This window comes from Streptomyces sp. NBC_00878 (assembly GCF_026341515.1).
Classification (GTDB): Bacteria; Actinomycetota; Actinomycetes; order Streptomycetales; family Streptomycetaceae; genus Streptomyces.
Genome location: NZ_JAPEOK010000001.1, coordinates 9,208,231 through 9,230,980 on the forward strand (window position 1 = coordinate 9,208,231; position 22,750 = coordinate 9,230,980).

Consider the following 22,750-nt stretch of genomic DNA (forward strand, 5'->3'; position numbering starts at 1 on the left):
TCGTGGTGTCCTCGCCGTCCGGCCAGACGTTGTCGACGTCGATGGTCTCGCCGTCGAGGCTGAAGGTGCCGGAGATGACCACGCGCTCGATCCGTACGGTCCCGCCGGTGCTCACAGGACCACCACGGAGCGCAGCACCTCGCCGCGGTGCATCTTCGCGAACGCCTCCTCGACCTGGTCGAGCGCGATGGTCTCGCTGACGAAGGCGTTGAGGTCCAGCAGGCCGTACAGGTACTGGTCGATGAGGAACGGGAAATCGCGGCTGGGCAGGCAGTCGCCGTACCAGGAGGACTTGATCGCGCCGCCCCGGGAGAACACGTCGATCAGCGGGAGTTCGACCAACATGTCCGGGGACGGGACGCCGACCTGGACCAGCAGACCGGCGTGATCGCGCATGTAGAAGGCCTGTTTGAAGGTCTCCGGACGGCCCACCGCGTCGATCGCGATGTCCACGCCGAAGCCGTCGGTGAGCGCGCGCACGGCCTCGACCGGATCGGTGCCACGGGAGTTGACGGTGTGGGTCGCGCCGAACCTCTCCGCCTGGTCGAGCTTCTTGTCGTCGATGTCGACGGCGATGACTTTCATGGCGCCATTGAGGCAGGCGCCCGCGATGGCCGCGTTGCCGACGCCACCGCAGCCGATGACGGCGACCGTGTCACCGCGGCCGACGTTGCCGGTGTTGACGGCCGCTCCGTAGCCGGCCATCACGCCGCAGCCGATCAGGCCGGCGGCCTCGGGCCGGGCCGTCGGGTCGATCTTGACCGCCTGTCCGGCCGCGACCAGGGTCTTCTCGGCGAAGGCGCCGATACCGAGGGCGTTGCTCAGCGGGGTGCCGTCCAGGAGGGTCATCGGCTGGGTGGCGTTGCGCGAGTCGAAGCAGTACCAGGGGCGGCCCCGGCGACAGGAGCGACAGGAACCGCAGGGAGCGCGCCAGGCCAGGACCACGTAGTCGCCGCTCTTGAGGCCGGTCACGCCCTCGCCGACCGCCTCGATCGTGCCGGCCGCCTCATGGCCCAGCAGGAACGGGAAATCGTCGTTGATCGCGCCCTCCCGATAGTGCAGATCCGTGTGGCAGACCCCGCAGGCCTGTACGGAGACGAGCACCTCGCCCGGACCCGGATCGGGAACGACGATCGTCTGCACCTCGACGGGTGCGCCCTTTTTCACAGCGACTACGGCACGGACCTCGTGTGGCACGACCTAGCTCCTCTGCTGTTGCGCAGTGCACTATGGGTTGCGCGATGAGGAACATAGTGGGAACGCCTCCCGGGGGCCGTCAAGAGGTGCGGGTTAACCCTTGGCAAAAGGAACGGGCCGGGCGAAATCTGTCCGACACACAGAAGCGCGGAGCCAGGTGTTCCTGGCTCCGCGCTTCTGCGTGTCGTGCCCGTCGTGCCCTTGTGTCGTGTCGTGTCGTGCCGTGTCCGTCCGGCGTCCGGTCTCCGGTCTCCGGTCCGCGTCCGGTCCCGCTTCCGTCAGAAGCCGTATCCCATCCGGCGCGACAGGTCGGCCGCGGCCGCCACCGTGCGCTTGGCGAGGTCCGGAAGATGGTCCGAGTCCAGCCGGTAGACCGGGCCCGAGACGCTGATCGCGCCGATCACCTTCCCGTCGTGGGCGCGCACCGGGGCGGCCGTCGCGGCCAGCCCCAGCTCCAGCTCCTCCAGGGCGAACGCGTACCCCTGCTCGACCACGGCCTCCAACTCGCCGCGCAGCGCGGCCGTGCCGGTGATCGTGCGCTCGGTGAAGCGCGGCAGCGGCCTGGCCAGCAGTCCTTCCCTCAGGGTCGGCGGCAGATGGGCCAGCAGCACCTTGCCGCTGGACGTGGAGTGCAGCGGGGTGCGTCTGCCCAGCCAGTTCTGCGCGGTGACGGACGCGGCGCCGCGGGCCTGCATGATGTTGACCGCCGCGTTGTCGTCCAGGACCGCGATGTTGACGGTCTCGCCCACCTCGTCCGCGAGTTCACGGCACACGGGCACGCCCTCCTGGGAGATGTCCAGGCGCACTGCCGCCGCCCCCGCGAGGCGTAGTACGCCCGCGCCCAGGTAATACTTCCCGCGGTCCTTGGCCTGGGCGACCAGGCCCCTGTTCTCCAGCACTCCGAGGAGCCGGAAGGCGGTGGACTTGTGCACCTCCAGCTCGTCGGCGATCTCGGTGACGCCCGCCTCGCCGAGCCGGGCGAGGATCTCCAGCACGCTCACGGCGCGGTCCACCGACTGGACGGCGCTCCCCGCGCCCCTGCTCTGCTTCCCGGACGTCTCCTCCGTGCGGTCAGTCTGCTTCTGCGTGCGGGTCATAACTCAACTCTCACCACCTGGCGGCCCGGTTTGGGCCGCATCTGCCGGAAGCCCTTGACGTGACGGGCATCCCGCGCGGATTCTGTTGCGCATAGCGCTCCCTCATGCGCCATACGAAACATCATGTTACCGAAGCGTCCGTGACCGGGAAGGTTACGGACCAGACCGGACCTGAGAGGTCCCGGACCGTGGGTCCTGGACCGAGAGGGGGGCCCGTGATTTCCGTCTGCCGCCTTGATGACCTCCCCGCGGGCGAATCCGTCCGTGTCGACACCACGCCGCCCATCGCCGTGTTCAACGCCGACGGCGAGCTGTACGCCATCGATGACACCTGCACCCACCAGGATGCGTCGCTCTCCGACGGTTGGCTGGAGGGCTGTCTGGTCGAATGCCCGCTCCACGCCGCCTCATTCGATCTCCGCACGGGTCTGCCGACGTGCCTTCCCGCACGTCGAGCCGTCCGCACCCACCGCGTCACCGTCGACGACGGCATCATCCACGTCCACGTGGCGGCCGAGGGGGCTGAAGAGGCCGCAGAGGAGGGCACGGCCGCATGAGGACCGTGACTGTCGTCGGGGCCTCGCTCTCCGGGCTGTACGCGGCCCGGGAACTGCGTGCCCAGGGGTTCGACGGGCGGCTGGTGATCGTCGGGGACGAACCCCACCGCCCGTACGACCGCCCGCCGTTGTCCAAGGACTTCCTCACCGGCCGGGCCGGTGAGGACCAACTCGCACTCTCCGACGCCGAGGAGACCACCGAGCTCGACGCCGAGTGGCTGCTCGGCGTCCGTGCCCGCGGCCTGGACGCGCGCGGCCGGACCGTCCTCCTGGACGACGGCCGCACCGTATCCGCCGACGGCGTGGTCATCGCCACCGGAGCCTCGGCCCGCAGGCTCCCCGGCTGCGAACTCGCCGGAGTCCACACCCTGCGCACCCTCGACGACGCCCGCGCGCTGCGCGCCGAACTCACCTCGGGCACCCGCCGCGTCGTCGTCATCGGCGGCGGCTTCATCGGCGCCGAGACGGCGTCCTCATGCGCCGGACTCGGCCACGAGGTCACCGTCGTCGAAGCCGCGCCGCTGCCGCTGGTGCCCCAACTCGGCCCGGAGATGGCCGCGGTGTGCGCCGCGCTGCACCGGCGCGGCGGCGTCGGCCTCGTCACGGGCACCGGCGTCGCCGGGCTGCGCGGCACCGTCGCGGTGACCGGAGTGGAGCTCGCCGACGGCCGGCTGCTCCCCGCCGACCTCGTGATCGTGGGCATCGGCGCGACCCCCAACACCGACTGGCTGGCGGGCTCGATCCTCGCGCTGCACGACGGAGTGCTGTGCGACGACGGCTGCGTGACCGCTCTGCCCCAGGTGGTCGCGGTCGGCGACGTCGCCCGCGTCGGCGGAACCCGCGCCGAACACTGGACCAGCGCCACCGAGCAGCCCCGGGTCGCCGTGCGCAACCTCCTCGCGGGGCACACGGCGGAGGCCGTGCGCCCGCTGCCCTACTTCTGGTCCGACCAGTACGGAGCACGGATCCAGTTCGCCGGACGGCGGCTCGACACCGACACCGTCCGGATCGCGGAGGGCGGCATCACCGACGGCACGCCGGACGAGGGCGGCTTCCTCGCACGGTACGAGCGTGACGGCCGGACGACCGCGGTGCTCTCCGTCGACCGCCCACGCCCGTTCATGCGGGCGAGGCGCGAACTCGGGCGCGGGGCAAGCGTGGTGGAGGCGGCGGCCTCGTAGGCGGCTGCCTGGAGGGGTGGCTGGCCGCCTGGAGGGACGGGCGGTCTCTTGGAGGGGAGGATGGTTGCCCCTGTTGCCGTTGCCCTCGTCGCAGTCGCAGTCGCAGCCGGGGCAGTCGAGGTTGGTTGCGGCTGCGCCCCGAGCAGCGCCCTGGAGCGCCTGCTGACTTGCTGAAGGAACTACCCGCTACCGCCTGCTACGAGTGCGACAACTGGCCCGCGCCGCCGCCCTGTCGGCGTATCCGCTCCTTGGCCCGCTCCGACGTCCGCTCCTGGCGACGGGCCCTTCGCCGCTCGCGCCGCAGGGCCCGGGCCGTGCTGCTGGGCACCGACACCACGCCGTTGCGCTGGTTCCAGACCTGGCGCGTCACCCATATGTCCAGCGCGCCCCAGGTGGCCACGACCGTGCTCGCCACGCTGCTCAGCACCATGGGGAACGCGAGCCAGGAACCGGCCAGCGTGCACAGGAAGGCGACCATCGCCTGGATCAACGTGATCGCGATGATGATGACGGCCCGCACCGCGGACGTACGCACGGGGTCGGGCAGGCGGCGCCTGATCGCGGGCTCCTCGACCCACAACGGCCGGTAGTACCCCCGCTCTTCGGCTTCCGCCTCGGCCGCCATGGCGGCTTTTGCCGCTCCCGCCGCTCCCGCCGCTATCTCAGGACCTGGGCCGACTCCCGTGCCGACTTTTGCACCGGCTCCCCTGCCGACTTCCGTACCGGCCTCCGTGCTGACGTCCGGACCGGCTTCCGTTTCGGTCTCCGCCTCCGTGACGGCCTCCATGACGGACCCCGCCACCGATTCCCCCTCGGCTCCCTTCCCAGCCTCCCCCGAGGCCTCTCTGGTGGCCTCCCGCGCCGGGATGTCGGCCGGAATGTCGTGATCCGGTGCCTGCGGATCCCGCTGCGCCCCCGCGGCTTCCGCGACGCCCGTACCCGGTGTCCCCTGCCGCTCCGCCGTGCCCATCAACTCGTCACTCCCCAACCGCCCGACAACCGCCTGCTCCGGTGTCACGAGACCCCGGCTCCCCATTGGGTGCCCGGCTTGCGATGCTTTACGCCGCCTGGGCGCGGCATGCAGCACATGCTGCCGATTCCACCGCCAACTTCCGTACAGACAGACGATCGACGTAAGCCGAAGATTCCCGCCGACCGTAAAATTCCGGCCAACTGGGCCACTATGCGGACCGGTTGGAGTCTGCTGTCCCGTGTCGGATTCGAGGAGGCAATCTCCCGTAATGACCGGACAACTGCGGATGTCTTGTTCCCGTCCCGGAGGGGGACACTCCGGTTGGGTCTTCGAGATACCTGTGTGTCGGTAGTAGGCTCACGCCGTTTATTGACGTACATGTGTGCTCCCGACTGCCGGGAGTCGAGCTGGGGGAGGCCATGCGCTTTCGCGGGAAGTCCATCCGCCGGAAGATCGTGGCGCTGTTGCTCGTGCCGCTGGTTTCGCTGGCCGGTATCTGGGGCTTCGCCACGGTGCTCACGGGGCGTGAGGTCAACCAGCTGTTCGACACGACGTTCGTCGTGTCGGAGATCGGCTACCCGACCGAGGACGTGGTCAGCGTCCTGCAGGACGAGCGCCGCCAGACCCTCGTCTACCTCGCCGACCCCCGTGCCTCCGAGGCACTCACCGATCTGCGGCGTACCCGGGCCGCCACCGACTACATCGTGGCGAAGATCCGCAGGAACGCCAAGGACAGCGATGTACGGGACGAGATGGGCCCGGACACCACCGAACGGCTCACCGCGATCCTGGACGCCTTCGACGGCGTCGGTCCGCTGCGCCAGAGCGTCCAGGACGGCACCGTCACCCGCTCCCAGGCCCTCTACCACTACAACCGCCTGGTGGACCCCTGTTACACCCTCCTGGCCAATCTCCAGGTCCTCGACAACGTGGACGTGGACAAGCAGGGCCGTGCCATCGTCAACATGTCGCGGGCTCGTGAGCTGCTGGCCCGCGAGGACGCCCTCCTCGGCTCCGCCCTCGTCGTCGGCCGGGTGACCCGCGAGGAGGCCCGTGAAGTCTCCGACCTCGTCGCCCAGCGCACGCTCATGTACGAGGTCGGCCTGCCGCTGCTGCCCACCGCCGAGCGCGTGCGCTTCGAGAGCTACTGGAAGAACGCCGCCACCGCGCCGCTGCGCGTGGCCGAGCAGTCCGTCATCGCCTCCGCGCCCGGCGAGCCCCGCGGAGTCACCGCGAAGAGCTGGGACGGCGTCGCGGGCGACGTCCTCGACGGGCTCGACAAGCTCAACACCCAGGCGGGCGACCGCTTCCAGGACCGTGTGCGCCCCGTGGCGATCGGCGTCATCGTCAAGGCCGGCATCGCCGGCGTGCTGGGCCTGGCCGCGCTGCTGGTCTCGCTCTTCATGTCCGTACGCATCGGCCGCAGCCTCGTCCGCGACCTGCGCCGGCTCCGCCAGGAGGCCCACGAGACCGCCGGCGTACGGCTGCCCAGCGTGATGCGCCGACTCTCCGCGGGCGAACAGGTCGACGTGGAGACCGAGGTCCCGCGCCTGGAGTACGAGAAGAACGAGATCGGCGAGGTCAGCCAGGCCCTCAACATCCTTCAGCGGGCCGCCGTCGAGGCCGCCGTCAAACAGTCCGAGCTGCGCAGCGGCGTCTCCGAGGTCTTCGTGAACCTCGCCCGCCGCAGCCAGGTCCTGCTGCACAAGCAGCTCACCCTGCTCGACACCATGGAGCGCAGGACCGACGACACCGACGAACTCGCCGACCTGTTCCGCCTCGACCACCTGACGACCCGTATGCGCCGGCACGCCGAGGGTCTGGTGATCCTCTCCGGCGCCGCCCCGTCCCGGCAGTGGCGCAAACCGGTCCAGCTGATGGACGTCGTACGTGCCGCCGTCGCCGAGGTCGAGGACTACGAGCGCATCGAGGTGCGGCGGCTGCCGCGGATGGCCGTCACCGGGTCCGCGGTCGCCGACGTCACCCACCTCGTGGCCGAACTCCTGGAGAACGCCACGGTCTTCTCACCGCCGCACACGGCGGTCCAGGTACTCGGCGAGAGAGTCGCCAACGGCTTCACCCTGGAGATCCACGACCGCGGTCTCGGCATGGCCGCGGAGGCACTCCTCGACGCCAACCTGCGGCTCGCCGAGACACCCGAGTTCGAACTGTCGGACACCGACCGGCTCGGCCTCTTCGTGGTCAGCCGGCTCGCCCAGCGGCAGAACGTACGCGTCTCCCTGCAGCCGTCCCCGTACGGCGGAACCACCGCCGTGGTCTTCGTCCCGGACGCGCTCCTGTCGGACGACGTGCCCGACACCAACGGCATGGGTTTCCGGCTCGACCGGGCGCTCCCCCCGAAGCAGGACGGCGTCGAGGACCGTACGGGACCCCTGTCCCAGGTGCCGGTCGCGCTGCCCGGTCTGTCGGCCTCGATCCTGGACGGGCCCGTCGAACTGGAGGCGCCCGTCGATCTGGACGCCCTCGACGACTTCCCGGGCGCCCTGGACGACGAGGACGGCGAACGCGGCGGCATCTTCCGCCCGCGCCGCTCCATCGCCGGGGTGCCGGGGGACCAGCAGCAGGTACGCGACGACGCGCGCGAGCTGTCACGCGCCGACGGCGACAACGCGTCCGGCGTACCCGCTCCGCTCCCGCAGCGCCGGACCCCCAAGCTCGTCAGTTCCCACGGGCGCCCCGTGACCCAGACCAAGACGCGACGGGACGAGGCGACGGACCGCGTGGACGCCGACGGCGTGACGGAACTGCCCCGGGCGGCCCAGGAACTGTCCGAGCGGTCCGGCGTGCTGGAGGAGCTGCCGAAGCGTTCGAGGGGCGTCAGGCGAGGACCGCCGAGCCGCGAGGCCGGGGACTCCCGCGACGCCCGCCGAGGCCCCGACGACGACTGGCCCGGTCGCACCGACCCGGCGGACGGCGCTGTGGAGCGTCGACAAGCCCTCGGGCGGGGCGGTGAGCGTCCAGGTCCGACGGGCCCCGGTGAGGCGCTCACGCGCGGAACGGGGGCCCTGGAGGGCCGACGGGACGCCCAGGCCGCCCCGGCCCTTCCCCAGCGCGCGTCGCGTCGCGGCGCCGAAGCGGGCGCCACCCACCCCGGTACTCCGACCGGAGGCGGCGGCAACCGCCCCGCCCCGGAGGCCGGGGACGGCGGCACCGGCTCGCTGCCCCGCCGCGTACGGCAGGCCAGTCTTGCCCCTCAACTGAAGGACGGCCCCAAACGGCTCACCGAGCGCGACGCGGCCCGAGGGACGGACCCCGCAGAGCGCGACGCCGACCAAGTACGTAGCCGCATGGCTTCGCTCCAGCGTGGCTGGCAGCGAGGCCGTGACGAGAACGCCGCGGGCGACGAGGCCCAGGGCGGCTCAGCACCAGGAACGACAAAGGGGGACGGTCGATGACCGCACCGAAGGCCGCCGGCGACACCACGACCACCTCGTCGACGGGGGAACTCAACTGGCTCCTCGACGACCTGGTGGCGCGTGTCGCCAGCATCCGCAAAGCACTCGTGCTCTCCGGGGACGGCCTCCCCACGGGGGTCTCCACCGATCTGACGAGGGAGGACAGCGAGCATCTGGCTGCCGTCGCCTCCGGGTTCCACAGCCTCGCCAAGGGCGTCGGCCGTCACTTCGAGGCGGGCAGCGTCCGTCAGACGGTCGTCGAGCTGGACGAGGCCTTCCTGTTCGTCACGGCCGCCGGCGACGGCAGTTGCCTCGCGGTCCTCTCGGACGCCGACTCCGACGTCGGGCAGGTCGCGTACGAGATGACGCTGCTGGTGAAGAGGGTCGGCGTACATCTGGCCGCCGTTCCGCGCACCGAACTGCCTTCGGGCGGGTAGTGAGATGGCATGAGCGGAGACGGTCAGGGGATGTCCCACTGGTTCGACGACGACGCCGGACCGGTGGTCCGTCCGTATGCCATGACACGAGGCCGCACCACCAGTGCGGCGCAGCACCGCCTCGACCTGATCGCGGTGGTCGTGACGGAGCAGCACGCCGACGACCCGGAGGCGGACAACACGCTGTCCCCGGAGCACGTGGACATCGTGGGACTCTGCCGTGGCGCCCCCCAGTCGGTCGCCGAACTCGCCGCCGAACTCGACCTGCCCATCGGGGTCGTACGCGTCCTCATCGGCGACCTCGTGGACGAGGAACTGGTCCATGTGACGCGTCCGGTACCGCCGGCCGAGCTGCCCGACGAAAGCATTCTCCGCGACGTGATCAGCGGCCTCCGGGCCTTGTGAGGCGGCTCGGGGGCCAGCGGGTCCGGGTGATCCGGGGGCTTGGGCGATTCGGGTGCTCGGACGGCTGGGGCCTCCGCGTGGCGAATCGGGCCTCCACGTCGAAAGGCGCGGGCGCCATCGCGTCGGACGCCCAGGAGTCTCCGCCTCGGACGCCCAGGGTCTCCGCATCGGGTGCCCGGGGGTTCCGCGTCTGGTGACCCGGGGTCTCCGTGACAGATGGCCCCGGGTCTCCGCGTCAGGCGACTTGAGGCGCCCGTGTCGGACGGCCTGGGCGCCGGGCGCGACCCGCCCACGCTTTGGCGCCGCCTCCACCAGTGCGCCGAGCCGGTCGCGGACGCCCGCGCCCCGAGGATCCGGAGTACGGACGGCCGGGTAGTCAGTGTCTCCGTGCCATCGACACCCGCGACCGACCCATCCCGCTCGTCCTCGCCCACCACTGGCCGGCCAGAGAAGCGACGCCCGTTCCGGACCGGACGCCGAGGTGCCGGACCCCGATATGATCTGACCGATCGTCGAACGGCACCTCCGGCTCAGGGCCGGAGCAGCGCGACATCGGGGAGACAGACGTGAAGGGCGTGAAGGGCTGGCAGTTCTGGGTCGACCGCGGCGGTACTTTCACCGATGTCGTCGCCCAGCGCCCCGACGGCCGTCTCCTCACCCGCAAGCTCCTCTCGGACAACCCGTCCCGGTACGCCGACGCCGCCGTCGCGGGCATCCGGGAACTCCTCACCGAAGCCGGTGAGGCCCTACCGGGACGAGAGCCCGCTCCGGGATCGGGCCGGGAACCCCAGCCGGAAACCGGGCAAGGATCCGGATCCGGTCACCGGAACGGCCTATCGGTGGAATCCGTTCGCATGGGCACCACCGTCGCCACCAACGCCCTCCTGGAACGCAAGGGCGAACGCACCCTCCTAGTCGTCACCCGTGGCTTCCGCGACGCGCTGCGCATCGCCTACCAGAACCGCCCGCGGATCTTCGCCCGCGAGATCGAACTCTCCGAACTGCTCCACGAGCGCGTCATCGAGGTCGACGAACGCATCGCCGCCGACGGCACCGTCCTGCGCGCCCCCGACCTGGACGCCCTCGCCGGGCCCCTCCAGGAGGCGTACGACGCGGGGATCCGAGCCGTCGCCGTCGTCTGCATGCACAGCCACCTCCACCCCGCCCACGAACAGGCCGTCGGCGAGCTGGCAGCCCGCACCGGCTTCCCGCAGATCTCGCTATCCAGCGAGGTCAGCCCCCTGATGAAACTCGTCCCGCGCGGTGACACGGCCGTCGTCGACGCCTATCTGTCGCCCGTCCTGCGCCGCTACGTCGAGCAGGTCGCCGACGAACTCCGCGGCGTGCGGCTGATGTTCATGCAGTCCAACGGTGGCCTCGCCGAAGCCGGACAGTTCCGCGGCAAGGACGCCATCCTGTCCGGGCCGGCCGGCGGCATCGTCGGCATGGCGCGGATGTCCCAGCTCGCCGGCTTCGACCGCGTCATCGGCTTCGACATGGGCGGTACGTCCACGGACGTCTCGCACTTCGCGGGCGAGTACGAACGTGTCTTCACCACCCAGATCGCCGGAGTCCGGCTGCGCGCGCCCATGCTGGACATCCACACCGTCGCGGCGGGCGGCGGATCCGTCCTCCACTTCGACGGCTCCCGCTATCGCGTGGGCCCGGACTCGGCGGGCGCGGACCCCGGCCCCGCCTGCTATCGCGGCGGCGGCCCGCTCACCGTCACCGACGCCAATGTGGCCCTGGGCCGGATCCAACCCGCCCATTTTCCCAGGGTGTTCGGCCCCGACGGCGACCAGTCGCTCGACGACGCCCTCGTCCGGGACCGCTTCGCCGCCCTCGCCGACGAGATCCGTGAGCGGGCCGGCGACGACCGCACGCCCGAGCAGGTCGCCGAGGGCTATCTGCAGATCGCCGTGGCCAACATCGCCAACGCCGTGAAGCGCATCTCGGTCCAGAAGGGTCACGACGTGACCCGCTACGCGCTGACCACCTTCGGCGGCGCGGGCGGGCAGCACGCGTGCATGGTCGCCGACTCGCTGGGCATCCGCACGGTTCTCGTGCCGCCCATGGCCGGGGTGCTCTCCGCACTCGGCATCGGGCTCGCCGACACCACGGCCATGCGCGAACAGTCCGTCGAGGCACCCCTGGAAGTCTCGGCGATGCCCGGAGTCCTCAAGACCGCCGACGACCTGGAGGGCGCCGCCCGCGCCGAACTCCTCGCCGAGGACGTCCCCGAGGACCGCATCCGGGTCACCCGCCGGGCCCAGCTGCGCTATGACGGCACGGACACGGCACTCACCGTCGAGCTGTCCGAGCCCGACACCATGACCCGTATCTTCGAAGACCGCCATCGCGCCACCTACTCCTTCACCCTCGACCGTCCGGTCGTCGTCGAAGCCCTCTCCGTGGAAGCCACCGGTCTCACCGAACCCCCCGATCTCTCCGTCCTCGTCACCCCGCACTCCGCGCCCGGCGCCCCGGAAACGGTCCGCCTCCACACCGGCGGCACCTGGCGCGACGTACCCCTGCACCGCCGCGAGGAACTGCCCCCCGGCGACACCGTCACCGGCCCCGCGATCATCACCGAAGCCAGCTCGACGACCGTCGTCGACGACGGCTGGCAGGCGGCCATGACCGACGACGGGCATCTGGTCATGGAACGCGTGGCGGTCACGGAGAGTTCCGATCTCGGCACGGAAGTCGACCCGGTCCTCCTTGAGGTCTTCAACAACCTCTTCATGGCCATCGCCGAACAGATGGGCGCCCGGCTGGAGTCCACCGCCCAGTCCGTCAACATCAAGGAGCGCCTGGACTTCTCCTGCGCACTCTTCGACCCCGACGGCAACCTGGTCGCCAACGCCCCTCATATCCCAGTGCACTTGGGCTCGATGGGCACCAGCGTCAAGGAGGTCATCCGCCGCCGCGGCGACAGCATGCGCCCCGGGGACACGTACGCGGTCAACGACCCGTACCACGGCGGCACCCACCTCCCCGACGTCACCGTGATCACCCCGGTCTTCGACACGGAGCGTGACGATGCCGAGGACGGCCCGACGCAGGACGACGTGCCGCAGGACGACGCGACGGAGGTTCGCGCGCCGCAGGACGGCGAGAGCGGCGGCGGGCGCATCCTCTTCTACGTCGCCTCGCGCGGCCACCACGCGGAGATCGGCGGCATCGCGCCGGGGTCCATGCCCGCGGACAGCCGCACCATCGAGGAAGAGGGCATCCTCTTCGACAACTGGCTGCTCGTGGAAGGCGGCCGCTTCCGGGAGACGGAAACCCGCCGTCTCCTCACCGAGGCCCCCTACCCTTCGCGCAACCCGAAGACCAACCTCGCCGACCTGCGCGCCCAGATCGCCGCCAACCAGAAGGGCGTCGACGAAGTCGCCCGTATGATCGAGCACTTCGGGCTCGACGTCGTCCAGGCGTACATGAAACACGTCCAGGACAACGCCGAAGAGGCCGTCCGCCGCGTTATCGACGCCCTTGAAGACGGTGAGTTCGCCTACGAGACCGACTCCGGCGCCGTCATCCGCGTGCACGTCTCCGTAGACCGCGAAAAACGCTCCGCGAAAGTCGACTTCACGGGCACGTCCCCGCAGCTCGCCACCAACTTCAACGCTCCGTTCGCGGTGGTCAACGCGGCTGTCCTGTACGTCTTCCGCACCCTGGTCGCCGACGACATCCCGCTCAACGACGGCTGCCTGCGTCCCCTCGACATCGTGGTACCGCCCGGTTCGATGCTCGCCCCGCGGCCGCCGGCCGCCGTTGTGGCGGGAAATGTGGAGACGTCACAGGCGATCACCGGCGCCCTGTACGGTGCTCTCCGGGTGCAGGCCGAGGGCTCCGGCACCATGAACAACGTCACCTTCGGCAACGAGCGGTACCAGTACTACGAGACCGTGGCCTCCGGGTCCGGTGCGGGCGACGGCTTTCCCGGCGCGCCCGTCGTACAGACCCATATGACCAACTCGCGACTCACGGACCCCGAGGTCCTGGAGTGGCGACTGCCGGTCCGGCTCGACGAGTTCGCCGTACGACGCGGCAGCGGCGGGGCCGGACGGTGGCGGGGCGGCGACGGTGCCGTACGCCGCATCCGGTTCCAGGAGCCGATGACCGTCTCCACGCTCTCCCAGCACCGCAGGGTCCCGCCCTACGGTATGGCGGGCGGCGAGCCCGGAACGCTGGGCGCCAACCGCGTGGAGCGCGCGGACGGCACGGTCACCGAACTCGGCGGAAGCGATGCGGTCGATGTCGGCCCCGGCGACGTGCTGGTCATCGAAACACCCGGCGGCGGCGGATACGGTCCGCCACCGAGCGGCACCACCCAAGCAAGTCCCACCAGCGAGGCAAGCTCCACCACTCATGCAAGCGCCACCACCGACACAAGCTCCACCAGCGAAGTACGCGACACCACTGAAGCAGGAGAAGAGAACGATGATCTTCGGGCGCACTGAGCGCGGCAAGGCCCCAGTCGAGCCCGTCACGCTCAAGATCCTCGTGGCGGGCGGCTTCGGCGTGGGCAAGACCACCATGGTCGGCGCCGTCAGCGAGATCAAGCCGCTGCGCACCGAGGAACTGCTGACCGAGGCGGGCCGTCCCATCGACGACACCAGCGGTGTGGAGGCCAAGCACACCACCACGGTCGCCATGGACTTCGGTCGCATCACGCTCCGCGAGGACCTCGTCCTGTACCTCTTCGGGACGCCCGGTCAGAACCGCTTCTGGTTCCTGTGGGACGAGCTCGCCACCGGCGCCCTGGGTGCCGTCGTCCTCGCCGACACCCGCCGCCTGGAGGACTGCTTCGCCGCCGTCGACTACTTCGAACGGCGCTCCATACCCTTCGTAGTGGGCGTCAACTGCTTCGAGGGCGCGGCGCGTTACCCCACCGACACCGTCCGCCAGGCCCTCGACCTCGACTCCGGAGTCCCCGTCGTCCTGTGCGACGCGCGCGGCCGGGAGTCGGTCAAGGAGGTCCTCATCGAGGTCGTCCAGCACGCGATGGCGTACGCCACTGAGCGCCGCCAGACCGTCACTACCTGAGGTACCGGACCGGCGGAGCCCGGCTACCGGTACCGGCTACCGGTACCGGCCGCCGACACTGGCACCAGCTACCGGCCACCGGCACGAGTACGACCCGTACCCCCGCCGACCGGGGTACGGGCCGCAGTCCTCAGGTACTGCTCATGGGCCGCACGCGCGCGTGGACCCCGGAAATGGGGCCCGAAAAGGGGTGGGTCAGCCCTCGCCGTCCTCGTGCCAGCCGAAGCTCTTCTCCACCGCCTTGTGCCAGTTGTGGTACTCGCGGTCGCGAACGGACGCGTCCATGGAGGGCGTCCACTCGATGTCCTTCCGCCAATGGGACTTGAGCTCGTCGAGGTCGTTCCACACCCCGGTCGCCAGACCGGCCGCGTACGCCGCTCCCAGGCAGGTCGTCTCGGAAACCTTCGGGCGGATCACCGGCACCCCGAGCACATCCGCCTGGTGCTGCATCAGCAGATTGTTCTTGGTCATACCGCCGTCCACCTTCAGGGTCGTGATGTGCACCCCGGAGTCCTGGAACATCGCGTCCACGACCTCACGCGTCTGCCAGCTCGTCGCCTCCAGGACCGCCCGCGCGAGGTGCCCCTTCGTGACGTACCGGGTCAGACCGGTGACCACACCGCGCGCGTCGGAGCGCCAGTAGGGCGCGAACAGACCAGAGAACGCGGGCACGATGTACGCGCCGCCGTTGTCGTCGACGCCCGCCGCGAGGGTCTCGATCTCGTCGGCGTTGCGGATGATGCCGAGCTGGTCGCGGAACCACTGCACCAGCGCACCGGTGATCGCGATCGACCCTTCGAGACAGTAGACCGGCGCCTCGCTGCCGATCTTGTACCCCATCGTCGTCAGCAGCCCGTTCTTCGAGGGCACGGGCCGGTTCCCGGTGTTGAGCAGGAGGAAACTGCCCGTTCCGTACGTGTTCTTGGCCGTGCCGACGTCGTAGCAGGCCTGTCCGAACACCGCCGCCTGCTGGTCGCCCAGCGCCGACGCCACCGGAACACCGGCGAGTTGGCCGACGGCGGTCCCGTACACCTCGGCGGATGACTTGATCTCGGGGAGGACCGCTTCGGGGACGTTCATCGCGGAGAGGATGGACTGGTCCCACTGGAGCGTTTCGAGGTTCATCAGCATGGTGCGGCCGGCGTTGGTGACGTCGGTGACGTGCTGCCCACCGTCGGTGCCGCCGGTGAGGTTCCAGATCAGCCAGGAGTCGATCGTGCCGAAGGCGATCTCGCCGCGTTCGGCACGTGCCCGCAGCCCCGGCACGTTGTCGAGGAGCCAGGCCGCCTTGGGCCCGGAGAAGTAGCTGGCCAGTGGCAGGCCGGTCTGCTCGCGGAAGCGGTCCTGCCCGTCCGTACCGCCGAGTTCGTTGCAGAGCGCGGAGGTACGGGTGTCCTGCCAGACGATCGCGTTGTGTACGGGCTTGCCCGTGGCGCGGTCCCACAGGACCGTCGTCTCGCGCTGGTTGGTGATCCCCAGCGCGCTGAGTTGGTCGGCGCGGAGTCCGGCCTTCGCGAGCGCGCCCGCGACCACGGCCTGCACCTTCGACCAGATCTCGGTGGCGTCGTGCTCCACCCAGCCCGGCTTGGGGAAGATCTGGCGGTGCTCGCGCTGGTCGACGGCGACGATCGCGCCGTCCTGGTTGAAGACGATGCAGCGGCTGGACGTGGTGCCCTGGTCGATTGCGGCGACGAACTTGTCCGTCATGACGTCCCCTTCGTCGGATTCTTCGGAAGGCGGCCTCAGAAGGCTGCGTTGAAGATGAGCCCGGCCAGCACTCCGCCGATCAGCGGCCCCACCACCGGGATCCACGAGTAGCTCCAGTCCGACGTCCCCTTGTTGGGGATCGGCAGGATGGCGTGGGCGATGCGCGGGCCCAGGTCACGGGCCGGGTTGATGGCGTACCCCGTCGGACCACCGAGCGACAGACCGATGCCGACCACCAGGAACGAGACGATCAGAATCGCGGTGCCGGACTCGCCGAGCCCCTTGGTGAGGCCGAACGCCAGGATCGGCAGCACCAGACCGATGGTCGCGATGATCTCGGTGACGAGGTTCGCCACGGGATTGCGGATCGCGGGGGCGGTGGAGAAGATCCCGAGCGTGGGTTGCGCTATCTCCTCGTCGGAGTTGGCCTGGAACTGGGCGAAGTAGACCAGCCAGCACAGCACCGCGCCCAGGAAGGCGCCGACCATCTGGCCGGCGACGTAGATGTGGACCTTGTCCCAGTCCCCGGTGTCGATGGCGATGCCGACGGTCACCGCGGGGTTGAGGTGCCCTCCCGACAGCGGCGCGGCGGTGTAGGCCCCGGCCAGTACGCCGAAGCCCCAGCCGAACGCGATGACGACCCAGCCCGCGTCCTTCGCCTTGGAGTAGTTGAGTACGACGGCGGCGACCACTCCGGCGCCGAAGAGGATCAGAATCGCTGTGCCGATGACCTCACCGACGAAGATGTCTCCGTTGCTCATGGCGGCTCCTAGGCCCAAACCCGGAGCGGTCCGCCCCGGTCCACCGTGCAGGGTGCGTTCCCATGGCTACGTCAGCCGAGGCAGGGAGATCCCGCGCCCCGCCCGGCGTCCGTGACGAGCGTGCCGTCGCAGCCGAATCGCCCATGGAGGAATGACTCGTTGGCCCAGGCAGGGGCCCGCGCGACGCAGTGCCTGAATACGCCGGAATGCGGCGATGTCGACTGACACCGGAAGTGTTCACCGGCACTGTGAGAGCGTCAAGGTCGCGGGCGACACCGGTTCAGGCCCGCACGGATGGCACACCGGGGATCGTTGCGCTGCGGGCAGCTTGCACGGCGGGCGAGCGCGTGTGGGCCAACGGGTCCGGCGGCGCGAGCGACGTGGAGAGGCGAGGGATCGATTCGCCGGGGGCGTGCGCGGCCTTCGGGGTGCGTGTACGGCAGTGGAGGGCGTGTGTGCCCGCGGCCTGCGCCGGAGAAGGCGGCGAGCGACCCAGGGAGGCCTCCCTGGGTCGGCTGGGCCGGTGGCGGGGCCTTCAGCGGCCTTGCCGGGCGGTGTGGTGCAGTACGACTGGTGCCCCGGCAGCTCTTGCTGGTCGGAGAGCGGCCCGGTTGCTTTGGTGCGACCGTGATTTGGGGCCTGGTCGGCGTGGTACCGCGGCAGCCCTCGACGTGCGGTGCGGCCGTGCCCAGAGAGCCCTCGGGCGTCAGGGAGCGGCCCGGTCGCCTCGGCGTAGCCGTGCCCTGAGCCCTGGCCTCTGCCGCACTGCCGCAGTCCTCGACGAGCCCTGGCCGGTGCCGGATCGCGGTAGCCCTCGACGCCGGCCGAACCGCCGCCGAGAGCCACTCACCCCCGCCCGGGACCCGCCGCCCAGCTCTCGGCCTGCGCCGGTGCCGCGCCCGACCCGCGTCGGATCTCGTGGCCCGGCAGACCCGCGCGGCCCAGCACCCAACTGGCCCCCCGGAGGGACTTCGCGGCCTGCTTGAGCGGGGCCAGACATGCGGCGGCCTCGCGGTGGTCGACGACGCTGCCAGGGGCGCACAGCACGGTGGCGAGGGACAGCGTGACGGCGAGCCCACCAGCCGACCAGGGCGTGTCGAGCACCGACGTGGCCAGCGGAGCGAGCCCCTCCGGATCCGCCAGGACCAGGAAGTCGTCCCCGCCGATGTGCCCCACGCGCGTGGTCCCGGCCGCGGCCGCCTGCAACGCCTGTCCCACCGCCCGGATCAGCTCGTCACCGGCCGCGAACCCCGCACTGTCGTTGACCTGTTTGAATCCGTCGACGTCCAGCCAGCTCAGCGCGAACACCCGCCCGGCGGCGATCCGCCGGTCCACCTCACCGGTGATCGCGTCCGAACCGGGCAGCCGGGTCAGCGGATTGAGCCCGGCTGCCTCCTCGACACGGCTCTCCGCCAGCGCCCGTACGAGATCCGCCAGCCGTACGACGCCCACGCACCGCCCGAGCCGGTCGACGACCGCGACATCGTCCGACGTACGGTCACGTGCCCCGTCCGCCACCACGTCGAGAACCTCCCACGCGGTCGCGTCGATCCCGACCGTGCGCGGCGGATCACCCAGTCTGGCCGCCGGCCGGTCGGCGTACAGCGCATGGCCGTAGCGCCCCGACAGCGACAGCAGGAACCGCGAGCGGTGCACCGACCGCACCGGAACCCCGGTGGCGTCCACAAGCACCACTCCGGACACCTCGGGCGACCCGGTCAGCAGCGCCCGCACCTGCCCCGCGGACGCCCCGGCGGGCAACAGCGCGGCAGGCCGTACGAACTGCCGTACGGGCGGCCCGTACGGCGGCGTCGACGCGGCTGCGGGGGAGAGCGCCGGAACGTACACATCCGCCGCGGGCCGCCGTGCCGGAGGCGCGAACAGCTCGCCCTGCGCCAGTTGCGCGCCCGCGGCCAGCGCCGCCGCGCACTGCGACTCGGTCTCCACGCCCCCGACGGACAACAGCGCGCCGAGTTGTTCGCACAGCGTCCGCATGGCGCGCACCGCCGCCGGCCTCGACAGCAGAGACGCGTCCAGCTTCACCAGGTCGGGCGCGAGATCCGCAAGCACCCGCAGGGGTACGTCACCGTCGCCGATACCGTCCGCGCAGATCCGGAAGCCGTCGTCCCGCAGCACCGCCACCGCTTCGAGCAGCGCCTGACGCGGAACGTGGGTGAAGGGCGGGCAGACGTCGACCGTCACCTCCCACGGCATGCGCCCGGCCTCCCGCACCGCGTCCCGCAGCGAAGCGAGTCCGCCGAGATCCGCGAGGGTCCCGGCGAACACGTTGACGTGCAGCGGCAGCAGCGTCTCCTGACGGGCCGCCGCGCGGATCGCCAACGCGGCCAGCCGACCGTCGAGTTCGGGATCCCGGCGCGCCTGCGCGATGACGTCACCGCTCTCCGGCCGGGCGAGGATCTCCAGCGCCGTGACCCCTCCGGTCGTCAGATTGACGACCGGCTGGAAGGCGAAGCGGAGAGTATCCGACCAGGAGGGCACGAAAGCATAATGACGCCACCGGCGTACGCCCAGGCGCAGTTCACGAGCTGTTCACGCACGATTTCGAGCTGATCACACAGCGTGCGTACGACTTGCGCACGACACCCCGGACGCCTCACTTGACGGCTATCACGGACGAGCCGTGCCCGAACAGCCCCTGGTTCGCGGTGATCCCCACCCGCGCACCCGCGACCTGCCGGTCACCCGCCGCACCTCGCAACTGCCAGGTGAGCTCGCAGACCTGGGCGATGGCCTGCGCCGGAACGGCCTCTCCGAAGGAGGCGAGTCCGCCGCTGGCGTTCACCGGTATTCGCCCTCCCGGTGCCGTCGCGCCCTCCCACAGCAGCTTGGCCGCCTCGCCCTCGGCGCACAGCCCCAGATCTTCGTACCACTGCAACTCCAGGGCCGTGGACAGGTCGTAGACCTCGGCGAGCGAGAGATCCTCCGGGCCGATGCCGGCCTCTTCGTACGCGGCCCGCGCGATCGACGCGCGGAACGTGTCGGCCGCGGGCTCCGCCGCCACCGCGGAGTCCGTCGCGATGTCGGGAAGGTCGAGCACGGTGTTGGGATAGCGCGGCGTCACCGTGGACACCGCGCGGATCCGCACCGGGTCCGCCGCCCCGTGGCGGCGGGCGAACTCCATGCTGGACAGCACGAGCGCCGCCGCCCCGTCCGAGGTCGCGCAGATGTCGAGCAGCCGCAGCGGATCCGCGACGACGGCGGAGGCGGCGACCTCCTCGGCCGTGACCCGCTTGCGGTAGCGGGCATGGGGATTCAGTGCCCCCAGTGCCGCGTTCTTCACCTTGACCTGCGCGAAGTCCTCCAGCGTGTCCCCGTGGACGGCCATCCGCCGTCGCGCGTACAGCCCGAAGTACGTCGGATTCGTCGCCCCCAGGACCCGGAACCGCAGCCAGTCCGGATCGTCGGGCCGGTCCCCGCCCGCAGGCCGGAAGAACCCCTTCGGCGCCGCGTCCGCGCCGACCACCAGGACCACGTCCGCGAGCCCCGAAAGGATCTGCGCCCGCGCGGTGTTGACGGCCTGCGCCCCCGACGCGCACGCCGCGTACACACTCGCGACCCGGGCGCCCTGCCAGCCCAGCGCCTTGGCGAACGTCGCTCCCGCCACATACCCCGGATATCCGCCACGGACCGTGTCCGCTCCGACGATCGAGCCGACGTCCCGCCAGTCGACGTCCGCGTCGGACAGCGCCGCGCGCGCGGCCACCGTCCCGTACTCCACGAAGCCGCGCCCCCACTTGCCCCAGGGGTGCATGCCCGCGCCGAGCACCGCCACCTCACCCGTCATGCCGTCACCCCCGTCGGCCGCCAGTGCCAGGTCGTCCAGGTCGTCTCCGCGTCCTCGTTGAGCACGCCCGGGACGACCTCCACCTCCATGCCCACCGTCAGATCGGCGACGGTGACCCCGGGAACGGTCTGCCCGAGCACCACGAGTCGTTCGGATTTCAGTTCCACAGCGATCAACGCGTACGGCCGCCATTCGAGTTCCCGGTCGGACACATACGGTGACGGTGGCCGGTATCGGCTGTCCGTGTACGACCACACACGGCCGCGCCGGGACAGCGGGATTTCCTCCAGATCACCGCCGGGGCAACCCGGATTGCGGCAGAAGGCGTCCTCCCTGGGGAAGAACACCGACGCGCAGGCCGAGCAGCGTGTGCCGAGAAGCCGGAACGCGTCTCCCTCGCCGGTGAACCAGCCGGGGACCACGGGTGTACGGGTGCGCGACAAGATCCCTCCACGGCACTGGATCTGACGGAACGTCAGAAGTGTGCCACGAGCGGAGCCGATTGGGCAGGGCGGCGAAGCGCCTCACGGAGAACCTTGTCCGGTCCTCCACGGAGAACCGACCGGGCCTCCTGAGCGTCGGAGTATCGGTAGGGACGGCCGGGGCCCACGGGGGTGGTTCCGGCCGTCCCTCGCCCCTGCGTCACGCGGGTCGCTCTGCCCCGGCCGTATACGGCCGCCCGATCGGGCGCGGACTATATCCGATCGCTTCCCCTGGGTAACCCGCAACTGGTAGACGCAGGTGGCATGACACGACTCCCCACCGTGGTACGCGGCCTCGCCGGCACGCTCGCCGCCCTGCTGGCCGTCACCGCCGCCCCCGCGACCGCCCGGGCCACGCCCGAACAGAAGGCCCCCGACGACTTCGTGGCCCTGAGGTCCGTGGACCGCACGATCATCGAGGAGATCCGCTACTTCACCCCGCACACCTTCATGGGCGAGCCCGTCGACGGCTACCGGCAGCCGCTCTGCGTCCTCACCAGACCCACCGCCGAGGCCCTCCACAAGGCTCAGCAGCGACTGCTGCGGCAGGGCTACTCCCTGAAGGTGTACGACTGCTATCGGCCCCAACGCGCGGTGGACCACTTCGTCCGCTGGGCCAAGGACCTCGAAGACCAGGCCATGAAGGGCGAGTTCTACCCGAACGTCGACAAGACGCGCCTCTTCGAGGACGGGTACATCGCCGAGAAGTCCGGCCACAGCCGCGGCTCGACCATGGACCTCACCCTGGTGAAACTCCCGGCGAAGCCGACCCGGCCGTACGTCCCCGGGGAGCCCCTCATGCCCTGCTTCGCGCCCCAGGGCGAGCGTTTCCCGGACAACTCCGTGGACATGGGCACCGGTTACGACTGCTTCGACACCCTGTCGCACACCCTCGACCCGCGCATCCAGGGACAGCAGCGCGCCAACAGGCTGCTCCTGAAGGACACCCTCGAAGGTCTCGGTTTCGTGAACCTGGCCGAGGAGTGGTGGCACTTCACGTACAAGCCCGAGCGGTACCCCGACACCTTTTTCGACTTCCCGGTGTCGACGAAATCCCTCATCCGTTCCCCCTGAGGTGGCCCGCGGAGACGACCTTGTGATCATCGGATACAGTCCCGGGCGTGTCCCCAACCAAGATCCCGTCCGCCAACTCCGCGCCGGACTCCCACTGTTCGAGCTGCGGAGCATCCTACGGAGAGGGCGTCTCCGGCTGGCCCCGCACCTGCTCCTCCTGCGGCACCACGGCCTACCGCAACCCGACTCCGGTGGCGGTGGCCCTGCAGCCCGTGTACGACACACAGGGCGCGGCCCTGGTCGTCATCACCCGAACCATCGCTCCCGCGCGCGGGGGCATCGCCCTGCCCGGAGGGTTCATCGACCACCGGGAGGACTGGCGGCAGGCCGTCGTCCGTGAACTCAAGGAGGAGACGGGCATAGCCGCGGCCGGCCGCGACGTACGGCTCGTCGACGCGCTGAGCTCCCCCGACGGCCACCTGCTCCTCTTCGGAGCCCTCCCGGAGCGTCCCGTGGCCGACCTGCCGCCGTCCGTCGCGACCGACGAGACCGACGGCTGGCAACTGCTGCGCAGGGCGACCGAACTCGCCTTTCCGCTGCACACCCTGGCGGCGAAGGCGTGGTTCGAGGGCCGGTACGTCTGAGGGCCGATCACGCGCCCCGGGC

The 22,750-nt window shown here is 70.7% G+C and carries 17 protein-coding genes and 1 pseudogene; 9 read left to right on the forward strand and 9 right to left on the reverse strand.

Annotation, left to right across the window (positions count from 1 at the left end; translation table 11 throughout):
• Window positions 1-7 precede the first annotated feature (7 nt).
• The 3 genes and pseudogenes from OHA11_RS39990 to OHA11_RS40000 form a co-directional block, all read right to left on the reverse strand.
• Window positions 8-115: pseudogene (locus OHA11_RS39990) on the reverse strand (MBL fold metallo-hydrolase); the annotation flags it as partial.
• Window positions 112-1,197, reverse strand: coding sequence for an S-(hydroxymethyl)mycothiol dehydrogenase (locus OHA11_RS39995; protein ID WP_266504957.1), 1,086 nt, complete (start codon window positions 1,195-1,197; stop codon window positions 112-114). The gene OHA11_RS39995 and the pseudogene OHA11_RS39990, both read right to left, overlap by 4 nt.
• Before the next feature lie 278 nt (window positions 1,198-1,475).
• Window positions 1,476-2,294, reverse strand: a complete 819-nt coding sequence (locus OHA11_RS40000) for an IclR family transcriptional regulator (protein WP_266504959.1) — start codon at window positions 2,292-2,294, stop codon at window positions 1,476-1,478.
• Between the two features lie 215 nt (window positions 2,295-2,509).
• On the opposite strand from OHA11_RS40000, the gene OHA11_RS40005 reads away from it, so the two are divergent.
• Entirely contained in the window at window positions 2,510-2,851 is a 342-nt protein-coding gene (locus tag OHA11_RS40005) for a bifunctional 3-phenylpropionate/cinnamic acid dioxygenase ferredoxin subunit (RefSeq protein ID WP_266504962.1), read from the forward strand.
• Complete coding sequence (locus OHA11_RS40010) at window positions 2,848-4,032, forward strand: NAD(P)/FAD-dependent oxidoreductase (RefSeq protein ID WP_266504965.1); 1,185 nt, start codon at window positions 2,848-2,850, stop codon at window positions 4,030-4,032. The genes OHA11_RS40005 and OHA11_RS40010 overlap by 4 nt, the downstream gene beginning before the upstream one ends.
• A 196-nt stretch (window positions 4,033-4,228) precedes the next feature.
• On the opposite strand, the gene OHA11_RS40015 is transcribed toward OHA11_RS40010, so the two are convergent.
• A complete protein-coding gene (locus OHA11_RS40015; protein WP_266507781.1) occupies window positions 4,229-4,819 on the reverse strand; it encodes a hypothetical protein in 591 nt (196 codons plus the stop codon).
• A gap of 605 nt (window positions 4,820-5,424) precedes the next feature.
• On the opposite strand from OHA11_RS40015, the gene OHA11_RS40020 reads away from it, so the two are divergent.
• The 5 genes from OHA11_RS40020 to OHA11_RS40040 all read left to right on the forward strand — a co-directional run bounded on the left by OHA11_RS40020 (window position 5,425) and on the right by OHA11_RS40040 (window position 14,315).
• Window positions 5,425-8,421: a nitrate- and nitrite sensing domain-containing protein gene (locus OHA11_RS40020; RefSeq protein ID WP_266504969.1), complete on the forward strand. Its 2,997-nt coding sequence runs from the start codon at window positions 5,425-5,427 to the stop codon at window positions 8,419-8,421.
• Window positions 8,418-8,858 (forward strand): roadblock/LC7 domain-containing protein, encoded by a 441-nt coding sequence (locus OHA11_RS40025; protein WP_266504971.1) that lies wholly within the window; start codon window positions 8,418-8,420, stop codon window positions 8,856-8,858. Before OHA11_RS40020 ends, OHA11_RS40025 begins: the two co-directional genes overlap by 4 nt.
• Before the next feature lie 9 nt (window positions 8,859-8,867).
• A complete protein-coding gene (locus OHA11_RS40030; RefSeq protein WP_266504973.1) occupies window positions 8,868-9,263 on the forward strand; it encodes a DUF742 domain-containing protein in 396 nt (131 codons plus the stop codon).
• Window positions 9,264-9,838: 575 nt separating this feature from the next.
• Window positions 9,839-13,729: a hydantoinase B/oxoprolinase family protein gene (locus tag OHA11_RS40035; protein ID WP_266507783.1), complete on the forward strand. Its 3,891-nt coding sequence runs from the start codon at window positions 9,839-9,841 to the stop codon at window positions 13,727-13,729.
• A complete protein-coding gene (locus OHA11_RS40040; protein ID WP_266504975.1) occupies window positions 13,710-14,315 on the forward strand; it encodes an ATP/GTP-binding protein in 606 nt (201 codons plus the stop codon). The genes OHA11_RS40035 and OHA11_RS40040 overlap by 20 nt, the downstream gene beginning before the upstream one ends.
• Window positions 14,316-14,510: 195 nt before the next feature.
• On the opposite strand, the gene glpK is transcribed toward OHA11_RS40040, so the two are convergent.
• The 5 genes from glpK to OHA11_RS40065 all read right to left on the reverse strand — a co-directional run bounded on the left by glpK (window position 14,511) and on the right by OHA11_RS40065 (window position 21,010).
• Window positions 14,511-16,022 (reverse strand): glycerol kinase GlpK, encoded by a 1,512-nt coding sequence (glpK, locus tag OHA11_RS40045; RefSeq protein WP_266504978.1) that lies wholly within the window; start codon window positions 16,020-16,022, stop codon window positions 14,511-14,513.
• Window positions 16,023-16,057: 35 nt separating this feature from the next.
• Window positions 16,058-16,783: an MIP/aquaporin family protein gene (locus OHA11_RS40050; RefSeq protein ID WP_266504980.1), complete on the reverse strand. Its 726-nt coding sequence runs from the start codon at window positions 16,781-16,783 to the stop codon at window positions 16,058-16,060.
• An 846-nt stretch (window positions 16,784-17,629) separates the two neighbouring features.
• The gene (locus OHA11_RS40055; RefSeq protein WP_266504982.1) at window positions 17,630-19,282 is read right to left on the reverse strand and encodes an EAL domain-containing protein; all 1,653 of its coding nucleotides are present in this window, start codon (window positions 19,280-19,282) and stop codon (window positions 17,630-17,632) included.
• A gap of 115 nt (window positions 19,283-19,397) precedes the next feature.
• Entirely contained in the window at window positions 19,398-20,588 is a 1,191-nt protein-coding gene (locus OHA11_RS40060; protein ID WP_266504985.1) for a lipid-transfer protein, read from the reverse strand.
• On the reverse strand, window positions 20,585-21,010 hold the full coding sequence (locus tag OHA11_RS40065; protein WP_266507785.1) for a Zn-ribbon domain-containing OB-fold protein: 426 nt from the start codon (window positions 21,008-21,010) through the stop codon (window positions 20,585-20,587). The genes OHA11_RS40060 and OHA11_RS40065 overlap by 4 nt, the downstream gene beginning before the upstream one ends.
• A 324-nt stretch (window positions 21,011-21,334) precedes the next feature.
• On the opposite strand from OHA11_RS40065, the gene OHA11_RS40070 reads away from it, so the two are divergent.
• Both OHA11_RS40070 and OHA11_RS40075 read left to right on the forward strand, forming a co-directional pair.
• Complete coding sequence (locus OHA11_RS40070; protein ID WP_266504988.1) at window positions 21,335-22,144, forward strand: M15 family metallopeptidase; 810 nt, start codon at window positions 21,335-21,337, stop codon at window positions 22,142-22,144.
• Window positions 22,145-22,191: 47 nt separating this feature from the next.
• A complete protein-coding gene (locus OHA11_RS40075; RefSeq protein WP_266504989.1) occupies window positions 22,192-22,728 on the forward strand; it encodes an NUDIX domain-containing protein in 537 nt (178 codons plus the stop codon).
• Window positions 22,729-22,750: the final 22 nt, after the last annotated feature.

Excerpts from the sequence above, each read along its gene's own strand:
- OHA11_RS40000 (WP_266504959.1), bottom strand. The coding sequence starts at position 2,294 with ATGACCCGCACGCAGAAGCAGACTGACCGCACGGAGGAGACGTCCGGG.
- OHA11_RS40010 (WP_266504965.1), top strand. The coding sequence starts at position 2,848 with ATGAGGACCGTGACTGTCGTCGGGGCCTCGCTCTCCGGGCTGTACGCG.
- OHA11_RS40015 (WP_266507781.1), bottom strand. The coding sequence starts at position 4,819 with ATGGAGGCCGTCACGGAGGCGGAGACCGAAACGGAAGCCGGTCCGGAC.
- OHA11_RS40020 (WP_266504969.1), top strand. The coding sequence starts at position 5,425 with ATGCGCTTTCGCGGGAAGTCCATCCGCCGGAAGATCGTGGCGCTGTTG.
- OHA11_RS40025 (WP_266504971.1), top strand. The coding sequence starts at position 8,418 with ATGACCGCACCGAAGGCCGCCGGCGACACCACGACCACCTCGTCGACG.
- OHA11_RS40030 (WP_266504973.1), top strand. The coding sequence starts at position 8,868 with ATGAGCGGAGACGGTCAGGGGATGTCCCACTGGTTCGACGACGACGCC.
- OHA11_RS40040 (WP_266504975.1), top strand. The coding sequence starts at position 13,710 with ATGATCTTCGGGCGCACTGAGCGCGGCAAGGCCCCAGTCGAGCCCGTC.
- glpK (WP_266504978.1), bottom strand. The coding sequence starts at position 16,022 with ATGACGGACAAGTTCGTCGCCGCAATCGACCAGGGCACCACGTCCAGC.
- OHA11_RS40050 (WP_266504980.1), bottom strand. The coding sequence starts at position 16,783 with ATGAGCAACGGAGACATCTTCGTCGGTGAGGTCATCGGCACAGCGATT.
- OHA11_RS40060 (WP_266504985.1), bottom strand. The coding sequence starts at position 20,588 with ATGACGGGTGAGGTGGCGGTGCTCGGCGCGGGCATGCACCCCTGGGGC.
- OHA11_RS40070 (WP_266504988.1), top strand. The coding sequence starts at position 21,335 with ATGACACGACTCCCCACCGTGGTACGCGGCCTCGCCGGCACGCTCGCC.